General features: G+C 47.7%; 9 protein-coding genes. All 9 read right to left on the bottom strand.

The features are described 5' to 3' along the window. Positions 1-2: 2 nt before the first annotated feature. From C4S74_RS05270 to C4S74_RS05230, 9 genes are read right to left on the bottom strand one after another with little or no spacing between them, the layout of a single operon-like run. Positions 3-1232: a glycosyltransferase family 4 protein gene (locus tag C4S74_RS05270; RefSeq protein WP_103994311.1), complete on the bottom strand. Its 1230-nt coding sequence runs from the start codon at positions 1230-1232 to the stop codon at positions 3-5. A 4-nt stretch (positions 1233-1236) separates the two neighbouring features. After that, positions 1237-3351, bottom strand: coding sequence for an alginate lyase family protein (locus C4S74_RS05265; RefSeq protein ID WP_103994310.1), 2115 nt, complete (start codon positions 3349-3351; stop codon positions 1237-1239). After that, a complete protein-coding gene (locus C4S74_RS05260; protein WP_258042393.1) occupies positions 3344-5536 on the bottom strand; it encodes a bi-domain-containing oxidoreductase in 2193 nt (730 codons plus the stop codon). The genes C4S74_RS05265 and C4S74_RS05260 overlap by 8 nt, the downstream gene beginning before the upstream one ends. Before the next feature lie 29 nt (positions 5537-5565). Then, on the bottom strand, positions 5566-6720 hold the full coding sequence (locus C4S74_RS05255; RefSeq protein ID WP_103994308.1) for a glycosyltransferase family 1 protein: 1155 nt from the start codon (positions 6718-6720) through the stop codon (positions 5566-5568). 22 nt (positions 6721-6742) lie between these two features. Further along, on the bottom strand, positions 6743-7930 hold the full coding sequence (locus C4S74_RS05250; protein WP_103994307.1) for a glycosyltransferase: 1188 nt from the start codon (positions 7928-7930) through the stop codon (positions 6743-6745). Then, positions 7920-9305 carry an O-antigen ligase gene (locus C4S74_RS05245; RefSeq protein WP_258042392.1) on the bottom strand — a complete coding sequence of 462 codons (1386 nt, stop codon included), beginning with the start codon at positions 9303-9305 and terminating at the stop codon, positions 7920-7922. Before C4S74_RS05245 ends, C4S74_RS05250 begins: the two co-directional genes overlap by 11 nt. Continuing rightward, positions 9292-10482, bottom strand: a complete 1191-nt coding sequence (locus C4S74_RS05240) for a glycosyltransferase (protein ID WP_103994305.1) — start codon at positions 10480-10482, stop codon at positions 9292-9294. The genes C4S74_RS05245 and C4S74_RS05240 overlap by 14 nt, the downstream gene beginning before the upstream one ends. A gap of 3 nt (positions 10483-10485) precedes the next feature. After that, entirely contained in the window at positions 10486-11952 is a 1467-nt protein-coding gene (locus tag C4S74_RS05235) for an MOP flippase family protein (protein ID WP_103994304.1), read from the bottom strand. A 26-nt stretch (positions 11953-11978) separates the two neighbouring features. After that, complete coding sequence (locus C4S74_RS05230; protein WP_103994303.1) at positions 11979-13829, bottom strand: nucleoside-diphosphate sugar epimerase/dehydratase; 1851 nt, start codon at positions 13827-13829, stop codon at positions 11979-11981. Between the last annotated feature and the right edge of the window lie 4 nt (positions 13830-13833).

Genomic DNA, 13833 nt, shown 5'->3' with positions numbered 1-13833 from the left:
ATTTAAATAGCCATGTTCCTCAGCTCGGTCTGATACCGTTCCGCAAGGGATTCTCTCGAAAAGTTCTCCGTCACATACCGGTACCCGCTTATCCCCAAATTCTCGGCCAGCTCCCGGTTGCTCATCAGCAGGCGGATCTTATCTTTAAAATCTTCCGGATCTTCGGGATCGACATAGTAGCCGGATCCGCTTTCTTCCACAAGCGCTCTTGCCACTCCGTCGATTCCGATGAAAATCGGTTTGGCACAGGACATGTAATCGAAAACTTTATTGGGATAAACCGTTTTAAAAGTGTCCACCTTTTTCAAAACAGCCGTGCATACATCGGACGCTCTGCAAAAATCGGGAACAGCCGATTTGGGCTGCGGAGGAACAAACAGTATATTTTCGATACTATTCGTATCAACATAAGCCTGAAGAGACTTCTTTTCCATCCCGTCCCCAACCAGCATAAAGACGAGATCCGGAATGTCCCGGCAAGCTTCCGCAGCCTTAACGATTGACATCAAATGGTTGGCAACTCCGTGAGCGCCCAGATAGGTAACGACAAATTTGTTTTGAAGCCCGTATTTTTCACGCACCCAATTCTCCTTGGGACCCGGCTGAAAAATATCCAGATCCGCGCCGTTCGGAACAAAGATGATTTTGTTGTTGCTGATTCCTTTTTCCTCAACCAATTTGTGGCGGAAGGCCGGGGTCAGCACGTTGATTTTCGAAGCAAACCGGTAAGAGAGCTTCTCGACCAGATAAGCCGCTTTGATCAGCAGGGAGTTTTTGAGCACTCCCGTATCGATTGCCGATTCCGGCCACAGGTCCCTGACCTCGAAAACCATAGGCATCCTCTTCAGCCAGCTGACGATAATGCCGGTAATTCCGACAAATAGCGGAGGGGAAGTGACGATCATTACGTCGTGTCTTTTAATATGAAACAAACAAACAAGGAGCGAAGAGAAGGTGAACGAGAAATACGCCCACAGGCGGCCGAGAAACGACTTGTTATAGGATTCCGAAACATAGGTCCGGTAAATTTCCGTCCGTTCCGAATACTGCTCCTTCACGACAAATTTCCCCCGGTACTTATCCTCCTTCTGCCCCGTCGTGTAGTTCACATTTCCGGCTACAACCGTAATGTCATGGCCCATGTTGTTCCAGTGTTTAACAAACTGGTTGAAACGCGAACCGCCCGGATCATTGTCCCCTAAAAAATATTGATGAAGAATCAGAATTCTCATAGAGTCACCTTTCTTGCGATAGAATCGATTCGCTGCCGGCCGGATTAAGCCGCAGACACCGTTCCCGTATCCGCAGCAGGTTTTGCTCGGGATCATAGGCGATCTGCCCCGCCACCGGGGAAAGAACGGTCACCAGACGGACCGGCTTACCGGACCGAAGGCTCCGGACGATCTGGTATGCGGGCTCTTTTTCCCCGTAGTACAGGGAACGCCAGCCTTTGCGGGCTTTTTCGTCCCCGTGGTAAATCCGTAACGTACTGTTCTCCGCATCCAGCGTTTCAATAAAATAAGGACCTGACGGAGTTTCCAGCTCAATCAGGCCCTTCTCGCCGACAGCTCTAGCTCTCCGGGCCCCGCTAAGCCAAGAAGCCGATATCGCCCTTTCGCTTCCGTTAAAGTCTCCGGCGATTTCATCGATAACCGCTAGGATCGAACCCGATTGCACCACGGCTCTGCGGTGAATAAGCGGCCCGTAGCCGTAATGTTCTCCCTCGAACAGCGTCACTCCCTCCGAAGCCGATTCCGCTCTTCTCGTAAGGGATTTGGTCCAGTTGTACCAGATAAAGCGGGACCCTTTCTCCATCTGATCTTCATCGCCGATCATCACCGTGTTGTGCGAAGCGGTTCCCATGAAATAAGCGCTCCATTCGGCATCCGTGTTATAGGAATAGGTTCCGGCATCGCAGAGCACGTTCGTTCCTTTGTGCCATATATCGAGATGAAGCATGTCAGCCTGGGCAGGACGATGCCGGTAAGTTCCGCAGCGGATCATGGCGCTTCCCCCATCCAGCCGGATGGAATAATACCCGCCTTCCGGATAAGCCTTCAACGCCGCTCTTTGAGGAGCTTCCGGTAGTGCGCTCAAGGCCGTTTCACCGCCCAGCCAAACCAGATTCTCATCATGGGAGCCGTCAGGATAAAGCTTTTTGCCGGTGAGAATATAATAGAATGCACCCAGCTGCGGCCGGTAATCCAGATAATCGCCCTGCGATAACGGATGAATAAGAGCGCCGTCGTTCATTCCGTAATTGGGCAGTCTGCCGGTTTCCTCGTCCTGGAACTGGTACAGAAAATCGAATGTTTTGTACAGCCGCTCCTTCAGCTTAGGTGAGAAGGACTCACCGTTTAACTCGGCCAGCCGTAAAACCCAGGTGTAATCCTGCACGACCAGCCTGTGGTAATTCATCGAATGCTGGAGGTAGGAGCCGTCTTCGTAAATTTGCCACATTCCCTCCGCTTCCAGATGACGGAAACCCTTCTTCTTCCACTTCCCGCTCCGGTCAAAAAACGGAAAAAGAAGCCCGACCGTGTACAGGCCCGCAGCTTCACTGATCGTATGGTTGTTTTTCACCGATTTCAGGGCAAAGTCGAAATGCTTGTCGATATGATCGGTGTGGCAGTAAATCTGTTTAAGAAGGCGGAACACCCTCTTGTCCGTGGAAGAAGAATGGCCGGCAAAAGCATACAAAGCGAAGATCCAGGCCATAACGCGCAGCGACATCTCCTGGCAGCATTTAAAGTTAACTCCCCGTTCCTCCGGGTTGTTTATCAGCCAATCCTCAAACAAGTTCCAAAACGTTTCTGGATATAAAGAGGACCCCGTCAACGCGTACGCCCGGACCAGCGTATAGGCGAACGGGAATCTGGACAGCTCCCATATATACTTGATATCACCGAACGTTCCGCTGAGATCGGGTATTTTCGACCAGTGAAGATCCCGCGGAGACTCTTCATTGGTGATCGGGTTCCAGTGCCAGTTCGGAGTGCCCTGATGAACGTTCCACCGGCTGAAATACGTAAACGTGCCTTCGCAAATCCGGCCGGCCTGATTCAAGAGCTCCCGCTCCGAGGCTCCTAATGTTTTTCGGAGAGCCGGCTGAAGACTGTCCAGCTTTTCTGGATGAAAGAAAAAAGGCCGTGCTTGCGCCCTCCATTCCCGGACGACTTGTTCGGATGAAGCGGCCACAGACGACCAGCGTTTAACAAACTCTTCTTCCGTCATGGATACGGCGGGAAATTCCTTTTCCAGAAAGCCTGCCCGTTTTTTCAGCTCGTACTTGATCCGGAATAACGTCCATCCCAGCCCCATGTTCTGCATCATCCGGAGTTGATTACGCATATTCCGCCTGCCTCCGCTGCTGCTCCCGCTCCCGCATCTGCTCGACAATGTCGAGGCAAGCTTCCGTTACTTCGTAAATCTCGCTTAAAGGTATCGGTGAGTCCGATCCGTTCAGAACGGCATCCACGAATGCCTTCATTTCTTGTTTATGCCCTTTGTCCTGGGACCACAGCTTCATCTTGGTAAACCCGTTCCAGCCATACCCGCGGAGTTCCTTGAAGTTGTTCAGCTCCAGAATTTTGCCTGCCGTAAAAACTTCAATCCGCTCTTTCGGATACGATTTGTGCCCATTCGCAAAATAATGAACGGTTCCGAGCGAACCGTCTTCAAAACGCAAAGTTATGGTCGCCTTGTCTTCTATGATTTTAACGCCCGGCTGTCTTCCGACCGTATGGGAAGTTACCTCCGTTATGGGATGCCCCACCAGAAACCTCAGCGTATCGACAAAATGGCACGCTTCTCCGAGGATGCGGCCGCCGCCGACTTCCGGGTCCTGGGTCCAATGCTCGGCGGGAATATCGCCCGCGTTGACGGTCATAATCAGCGTTTTCGGCTCCTTAACCGTATCCAGGAGCTGTTTCATTTTTACGGTAAAAGGAGAGAAGCGGCGATTGAAACCTACCATAAGAATCTGTTTGGGCCGGAGGCGCAAGTTTTGGATATCCTGCAGCTCGTTCCGGTTCAGGCAGAGCGGCTTTTCAACGAACACGTGTTTACCCGCCTTTACCGCTTCTTCCACGTAACGCGCATGCGTATTATGCCGGGTCGTGACGAATATGGTGTTGATGGCGGGATCGGCCAGCATGGCTCCCGTGTCCGTCGTCGTCTGGACGAATCCGTGTCTCCGGCCCACATGAAGGCCGTTTACTCCTCCGCTGCTGGCGATCGTGTGAAGGGAGGCTTTCGTTTGTTTTAAAGCCGGCAGCAGCACCTGGTTCGTGTAGTTCCCCGCTCCGATAATCCCGACGGATGCTTCTCCCGTCCGGGCCTCTTCCGCCGGAGCGAGAGAAAGCTCGACCGTCTTCCGGTTCAGCAGAGCCTGAACGTTCTGCTTCTGATCATAGTGCAGAATGATGCCGAGGGAGGATTTCCCCTGTCCCAGAACCTCATAAGCTTCGACCGCCTGCCCGATAGGAAAACGGTGAGTAATGAGCGATTTCAAATGAAGTTTGCCGTCGGCCAGCATATCCAGAATAGCTTCGAAGTTCCGCTGTTCGGTCCAGCGGACGAAACCGACCGGGTAATCCTGCCCCTTCTCTTCGTATTCCGCATCGTAACGCCCGGGTCCGTAAGAGCAAGATACTTGGAAGCTTAACTCTTTCTCGTAAAAATCCGCCCGTGAAAGCTCAAGTCCCGTTACGCCGACAAGTACGATACGGCCGCGTTTACGGCACATATGTGCGGCTTGATGCACAGGCTCGCTGCTTTTGGTGGAGGCGGTTATAAGAACGCCGTCGACTCCGCGGCCTTTGGAGAACGTTCTCGCCGCCGCAAGCGGGTCCTCCCCTTTGGACAGATCCACGATTTCCGCTCCCAGCGACTTCGCAATCTGCAGCTTTCCGGGGTCGAAATCGGCGCCCAGCACCCGGCACCCGTGTGCCCGGAGCAGTTGAACGGTGATCAGACCGATCAACCCGAGTCCGGTTACGACGAACGTTTCGCCGAGAGTCGGATTGGCCAGCCGGATTCCCTGCAATCCGATCGAAGCGATAACGGTAAAAGCGGCTTCTTCATCGTCCACCCCGTCGGGAATCTTCGCGCATAAATGCTTGGGGACATGGACGATTTCCGCATGAGGACCGTTGGAGATTACACGGTCACCGACGGCGAAGCCTTCGACTCCCCGCCCTACCTCCAGCACGGTTCCCACGTTGCTGTATCCGAGGGCCAGCGGCTGGTCCAGCTTCGTTCTCACGGCCTCAAGTGTAGGGGCAAGACCGTCGGTCTTGATCTTATCTATCACTTGCTTGACCTTATCCGGCTGCTGTTTCGCCTTCTCAAGCAGGTTCGCCTTGCCGAACTCGACAAGCATTCTTTCCGTACCTGCCGAAACGACGCTCATTCTCGTTTGAATCAACAAATGCCCCGACCGGACTTGAGGACAAGGAATATCGGCGATCTCCGTCGCCCCGGTTTTTAAATTTTGCAGGATCTGATTCATAATGGTAGAGCCGTTTGTCTCCACACAAACGGCTGCATTCACCTCGTCTTTTTTTATTGGGCCTGAACTTGAATCCGGGAGGGTTTTAGCGATTCGAACACCTTTATATACTGCCTTGCCGCGGTATCCCAGGAGAAATCCCGGGCCCGTTCCAACGACAATTTGGAGTAATGCGCCAATTTGTCTTTATTCGAGAGCAGTTCATACACCTGAAGAGCCGTCTTCTCGATATCCTCGATATCGGTCAGCAGAACACCGTGCCCGTTTATAATCTCGGGCATAACGCTCGCGTCGTTAACTAGTACGGGCACACCGCACGTCATGGCTTCCACGATGGGCAGTCCGAACGATTCCAGAGAGGAGAGCGTGATAAAAATGCCGGCCTGGTGGTAATAACGCGGCAGTTCTTCATTCGGGACAAATCCTTCGAAAATAATGTGGTCCTCCATGTTTCGTTCCCGGATTATTTTTTCCAGCCTTCTCGCTTCTTCATGATCCTTGTTGCCGACGATTCTCAACTTGTTCCGTATGTGGCGGGTTTCTTTCAGATGCATGTAGAGATGAACCAGTTTATCGATGTTCTTGTGCTTGGCAAAGCTCGATACACAGAGGATATCGCCATCCGCTGCCGGAGAGCCTCCGGTTCCGAAAGAATGGTGGACACCTTCATAAATAATGCTGATTTTGGACTCGCATGCCGCCAGCTTATCCGAGAACGAAACGATATTCCGTGACGTTTCCTCGGAGACCGCTATAACCCGGTCGGCTGCGATAATGGAACGCGGGGTAAGATTTCCGAAATAAATTTGCTTGATGCGGCCCAGCACATTCGCCGGACGCTGTACCTGTTCTTTTTGAAAATATTTAATGTTCTGGATAACGAGCACCGTTTTAGTGAAATTGACCAGCGGCAGCGTGTCCGCAGGCCCCATCAGCACATCGATATCCAGCGCCTTCAGCCTGAACGGGAGATAGACACTCTCGTACAAAATGCGGAAGTGGGGTTTGCTCGTAATCTCATGAGCTTCCGCAAACAGGACGTGTTCCTCTATTTCCTCGAAAATGGAGCGGTTCCGCTTGTTGACGAGAAGCACGTACGTATTCGTCTTGTCGTTTGCAATCAAATGCCGGACCAGGTTTTTGATAAACACTTCTCCGCCGCCGTTTCGATTAGGAAGCACGGAAAGCGTGTTGATTGCGATTCTCATCCCTACCATCCTTTTTTGCAAGTTATCCGGTGCGTTGTTTTTTTTCTAAGTTTGTGCGGCCAAGATTGAATTTGTTGAACTCGCCGATCAATTTTTCCCTCTCGTTCTCCCAGTTATGTTCCTCGACAAATCTTCCTAAATTACTCTGGTAGACGGAAAGATTTTCTGCTATTTGTTCGATGGCTCTAGCGATTTTTACGGATACCGCAGCCGGCTGGTCAGCATCTACGGCAACTACCGCACCGAGGTTATAATATTCAATATAATGTTTGAGCGGGGGCTGATCGGTCGCAATAACGGCGAGCCCCGCTTGAGTGTATTCATATAGCTTGTTCGGCGCACAGTAAATATTGTTCAGTCCTTTATAGGGGTAACTGATTATCCCTAAATCAAAGGAGGGGAGCATGGACTGCAATTTATCTCTGGTTACTTTACCTAAGATATGAACGGATTCCTGCAAGCCTTCTGCCAATACCAATTCCTTTATCCGGGGCAAATCCGTACCTCCCCCAATAAGAAACAGTTTGTAGCGGGACGGCAGATGCTTAAAAGCAAGCAAAAACTTTAACAACCCTCTTTCCAGACTCATATCCCCCTGATAGACCAGTTTAAAATCGGGTTCGTTATGATCCGGTTCACGTTCCTTGAAAGCAAAATCTTCCTCCACTGCCGTTTGCTTAATAATCTGTTTTGCGGCAGGGGGAATATTTCGCACAACAAGCGGTGAAGTCGTTAATTTGTAAAACTCTTTCATAATACGGGCCCTTTCTTCGTTAGCCGCAATGACCTTATCCGCTCTATGTACGACCCATTTTTCCAAATAAAAAAAGAAGCGCTGCCGCTTCCCCAGCTCTTCTCCTTGGTCCGGTATGATAAGCTCATGTGCGTCATACACGTATAAACTCCCAGTCAGTCTTGCGGCAATCCAGCCTGGAAATGCCATGAAATAGTCATGTGCATAAATCACCCCGGGTCTACTTCTTATAGAAGTAAGAATGAACCAGAGACTGAATAGAACAACATGTAATTTTCTTAAACCGGACGGACGATTCCATAATTTTGTTCTAAACAAAGAATTCTGGTAAGGATGACTCGATTGGATGGAGCAGACCGTGACATCGAAACTTTGTCCTAGGGCTTCGGCCGCTCTCTGGACTCTTCCGTCATAATCGATTTCATTAAATACAGGCATTAGCACTTTAGCCGACATAATGCCCTCCTCTGACGGATGGTTCGAAGTTATCCTCATCCGCTTTCTTTATATTTAAAATGCAGATCGTCACAGCCGGCAAAAGCCATGTAATTCCCATTCCCGCCACTGAGCTGGATTCAATACATGAAACCGTAAATACCAGAAGAGAGAAGAATAACGGATACATATAATGAGCATTAGGAGCCTTATGCAGCAGACTTTTTCCGATCCAGAATAAAGAAAAGACCATAAATAAAACATAACCGCTGAAAACAAATATTCCGTAGTTAGCCAATATTTCTATCCACCAATTATGTACATTAACAATCCTTCCCACGTTCGTTCCGAACTGGTCCAGATAATACTCGATATTACCGGCTCCGACACCAAAAATATTATTTTTGGCTATATTCCATGCGTCGGCAGTCAATACTCTTCTTACTTCTACCGAGCCGTCGTCACCTTTTAAAGAAATGATTTGCTGCCAAAAGTCCGTTAACTGCTTTAGAAAAGCTAAACAGAATAAAAAGACGCCGGCTATTATGGACAACACTATTTTTATTTTGCGGTAGAAAACGAGATAGCCCATATAAAGAAAAATCATGCCGATCAGCAGGATATAGATCATTCTGGCTTGAGCCAAGTAGATGAAATAAACCGAGCTTAGCATAATCAGCCAGCTAAAAGCTTTCATCCCTATGTTTTTGTCACTGATGCTAAAAAATAAAACAGGCAAGCTGACGATCAGGAAAAACGCGAAATCATTCGGATTATAAAAAGCCGCCGTAGCGACTTCGTCCATTTGATATTGAAGCGCCCCCGATTTGGGAAGATGGTTACCGGTAAGAACCTCCCACCAGCCGATACCAATCATCAGAACCAGGCTGAATAGCCAGGCGTTATAAACCGTAATCAGTTTCTTGAACGTTTGAACATGTAAACTGAAAAGAATGACAAGCCCGACACCGTAAACTAGGTTCTTTACATATTTCATCGTATTTTCTGTCTTAACGATCCACTCCATCTGAATAACCGCATAAAGCAGCCAACCGATGAAAAAAATCAGACATATTTTTGCCGCTGTATGAATCCGGGGCTGGTTTTTTGAAGTTACCAGGCGCAAAGCGATGTAATAACCGTAAATTAGGAGAGTGATCAGCCAGGTCCCGTAAAGCGAAAATAAAGCTAAACAGACTATCGCATAAATCATAGCCGTATCGATCTTGTTAATCTTTAGCAAAAACACCCCGCCGATAAAACCGAGGGCTGCTAGCGTCGTCTGTAAAGGAAAATAACTTGCCGCTAAGGATGTGAACGTAAACGCCACTGCAAGCAGGATCCAATATACAGCCCTGGGCCATCCGTTTATACTCATATCCTCACCTGTTTTCATAGGTATGTTTCAGGCTTAAAGAATAATCCCGGTGTTTCTTATTCGCATCGATTAAGCTTGCGTAAATTCCCTGCATTTGTTCCTTATATCGGTCTGCCGAAAAGCGCTTCTCTATCGTCTGTCTGATTATGCCGGAATCGTAATGTTGATAGCTTTCGGACATTAACAGCATTCCTTCGCAAAGAGCTTCCACAGATTCGTTCTCTACCAGCAACCCCACGCTCTCGTCCACAAAATCTTCCGGCCCGCCCGATCGCGTGGCGACGACAGGCAATCCGCAGCTCATTGCTTCGATCAGAACTACACCAAACGTTTCGACTCGGCTGCTGGAAACAAAGAAATCCGCTTCCCAGTAAAATTCCTGAAGTTTGTCGTTGGCTACACTGCCCGGAAAATCAACTTCCCGCGTTATTCCGTGCGCATCCCTCATCGTCAGAAGGTTGTCCTTGTTGGGACCTTCCCCGATAATTTTACAATGAAAAGATACTCCCTTCTCTTTAAGCCGAGCGAGAGCTTTTATCAGGATCTCATATCCTTTTTTATCGTTTAGTTCAAAACTGCCGATCGTCAGTATATTCAGAGCTTGCTTCGGCCGTTTCGCTGCGTGGTGATTGCTATCCCGTAAACCGAACTTCGCGGTGTTAACTATATTGTGCTTAATATCTATAGGCCGAGATACATACTTCAGCATCGTGTCCCGCAATGAACGGCTTACGGCAAATACCCTATCCGCTTCTTGCAAAGCCATTCTGATTTTTTTGCCGAAATAGAACGTCTTCACACGATGCTCAAAAAAAGTGGCGTGCTCTGTAATGCAGAAAGGAATAGTAAGTTTACGGACGGTATCGGCGACGATCCAGCTGTAATAACTTGAAAAATGAACATGAATTAAATCCGGCTTTTCCTCGTGTATCAGCTGCTGAAATACTTTCTTAACGAGCATGTTATAGAGGAATAGACGCACTCTTGGCAGATTGGATTTTTTGATCTTCAGAAGAATTATTCTGTATCCGTCTTCCTGGATGATCTCATGAACGTTTCGATTTTTTTCATTAATATCAACCTTGATAACCGACAGCTCACAAATCCCTTTAATTGCTTCCACTCTGCTTTTAATAAATGAAAAATACGTCGGCTTTTCTTGAGAAGGATAGTCAGATAAGACGAAAATTTTCACAAGTCAGGCTCCTTCTTTAATTCTTGAATTTCCTAATTTCCCCTTGAGCTGATGCAGCAGACCAGGATTGTAAGCAAGGATCGCCGATGCATAGACGATTATTCCCGTTACTATTTGTAGGACCAGCGCAATTCCGGCGGACAAATAATTTGTCGTGACCAAGCTGGAGACATACACGCCTATTCCCATAATGATACTTGCATAAAAAGGATCTTTTAAACTGCGCAGCAGCTCCAGGAAGCAAGGTCCTAGCAAGGTCTTGAGCATGACGAGATAATTGGTTATAAAATAGAACAATTTCAAGCTCAGGAAAGCGACGGCGACTCCAATAATGCCTCCTGCGTACGCGCCGATTATGATCACCGGAATCTGCAAAATCGTTTTGAAAGAATTGTATAGAAACCCGCGCCTCACCTTTCCCGTTGCCATAACCAAGGAGCCTACCGGGTTAGCGATAGACCTCAGTATCCCTACGCCGCACAAAATTTGCGTGATCAGGATGCTTGGCCCCCATTGCGCCCCGAACATGATGGGAATGAACAAAGGTGCGGTTACGATCAGCCCGAAATATAAAGGCAGATTGACAAGACTCAACGCTCTTATGACTTTCATATATCCCTTCTTCATCTGTTCCCGGTTATCTTGAATCTTAGAAAATACGGGAAAGGCAACCCTGTTTACGATCGGATTTATCCGGATTAACGGAATAATAATTAAGTTAAACGCGATCGAATAATAGCCTAAGGCTTCTGCTCCCAGAAACCGGCCGATAATAATTTTGTCCAGGTTGTTATTGAAATAAGTTACGGTACGATCACCCATTTGAAACATTCCAAAGGACAGGTACCCTTTTAAATCGTTTTTGTGAAAATGCAATTGAGGCTTCCACTTTCTCCAGCCCAGCATGATCAGAAGAAGCGAATTTACAGCTGACGTACTTAATTGACCTAAAACCAAAGCATAAACACCCATACCGGAGTAAGCCGCACCGATGCTGATTATAGTTCCTGCAAGCATGGATATGATCGATATTTGTGAAATCACTTTAAACCGGAGTTCCTTTTGCAGCAACACCTGAAACTGCTGGCCGGACGCGATAATGGGAAATAAAAAAGAGGACCAAACCAGCAAATCCGCCAGCTCGGGACTCTTATAAAAAGATGCGATAGGTTCTTTAGTAAGCCAGACAACAAATCCAGCCGTAAATCCGGTTGCTATGTTCAACCAATATAGACTGGACAGTTCATCCCGTTTTGTTTCTTTTCTCTGAATGATGGCACTTGAAATGCCCATATCCGTAAAGGATTGAGCAAACCCGACAATGACCAGGATCATTCCCATCAAGCCAAATGCTTTTGCGTCCAGAAATCTGGATATCACCGCGATTTGAGCCATTTGGAGCAGGACGATGGTTAGAGTCGATATAGCTGTCCATTTCCCTCCGTTTAAAGCTTGTTGTCTTAAAGACATCGTTTGCACCTGATTTCTAAACAAATTTAAACCAGGGTCAGCTCTTTTGCTTCCTGATTTGGCGGACGGTTATAGGTAGGCACAATGTGCTGAAGAACAGAACGGATATCGTCCACGGAGTCTCCTAGCAGCTTTTCCAGTTTCTTCACTTCGAATTGAATATGCTCCCGGTTTAAATTAGCCGGACGTCCGATAAATATCCGATTATGCAGCGTCGAGGTAAGTCCTTCTTCACTAGTTAAGAGTTCTTCGTACAATTTTTCCCCCGGACGCATGCCCGTATATTGAATCGCAATATCCTCGTTAGGAACGAACCCGGATAATCGGATTAAATCTTTGGCCAAATTCAAAATTTTTACGGGCTCTCCCATATCGAGAATAAAAACCTCTCCACCTTGGGCGATCGCCCCCGCTTGAATGACAAGCTGAACCGCTTCGGGGATGGTCATAAAGTAACGAATCATATCGGGATGAGTAACCGTTACCGGCCCCCCATGAGCAATCTGCCGTTTAAACTGGGGAATAACACTCCCCCTGCTTCCCAGAACATTCCCGAAACGCACGGCGGCAAATATCGTTTGGCTCGTCGTGTTCAGGCTCTGAATATACATTTCCGCAATCCGTTTTGTCGTCCCCATAACACTGGTCGGATTTACAGCCTTGTCTGTTGAAATTAAGACAAACCGCTCGGCTCCGAATTTATCCGCACAATCAGCAACGTTCCGGGTTCCCAACACGTTATTCTTGATAGCTTCCGTCGGGTTCTTTTCCATAAGAGGTACGTGTTTGTGAGCGGCCGCATGAAAAACGACTTGAGGCGAAAACTTTTTAAATATGCTTTCCAGTCTTTTTTGGTCCTGAATATCCGCTATAATCGTTTCCAGCTTTATTTTCGGAAACAGCCGGTTCAGTTCCATTTCGATCGCGTAAATACTGTTTTCTCCATGTCCGAGCAATAAAAGTTTGGCCGGATTGAAGCTGGCGATTTGTCTGCACAGCTCCGAACCTATTGAACCGCCCGCACCGGTTACCAATACATTCTTATCGGATAAATAATCCGCAATCCCATGCAAATCAACCTTAACCGGGTCTCTTCCGAGCAAATCCTCCACATCCACGTCCCTAATCTCTTGAATACTGACTTTCCCGTGAATTAAGTCACTCAGCTTGGGGATAATTTTTAATTTGGCTTTGGTTTTTTTACAAATCTCAATAATTTCCGTAATTTGTTTTTTGGTCGCAGATGGAATCGCAATAACAATATCACTGATATCATGGGCTTCCGTTACATCAATAATAGCTTCCCTGTTTCCTAACACAGGCAGCCCGTATATTTGGTGTTTATGCTTTAATAAATCATCGTCGATAAAAGCAATCGGATACATCTGAGAAGCGGGATTGTGTTTAAGCTCTCTGGCGATAATCGTCCCGCAGTCTCCCGCCCCGATAATTAACGCTTTGTGCTGTCCCTGCTTCTGTTTGTAGTAGTTATCTCTGAACAGGCGCCACGCGAAACGCGATCCTCCCATCAAGAAAAGCATGGATTGGAAAGTACCGAGAAAAATAGAAATGGGGACGCCTATACCGGAAATATAATAAGAAACGATATAAGACAAAGAACTGCTGACAACCACCGCTCTGAAGATGGATAACATTTCGCCCACGCTTGCATACTGCCAAATCCGGTTATACAGCTTGAAGAAGGACATACTGATTACACTAAAAAAGACCGTCACGGTCATATAAATGAGCATTTGGTTTATGTAAATAATCGGCAAGTTGCCATCAAACCGAAGCATATACGCCACGTATACACTACCGAGCGCTATCAGAAGGTCCATACTAAGCAAAGAGATTAATCTTTTACGATAGCTCAAAATT

This window comes from Paenibacillus sp. UNC499MF, assembly GCF_900107975.1.
Lineage (GTDB): Bacteria > Bacillota > Bacilli > Paenibacillales > NBRC-103111 > Paenibacillus_F.
This window is presented reverse-complemented; position numbering and strand designations above follow the sequence as displayed.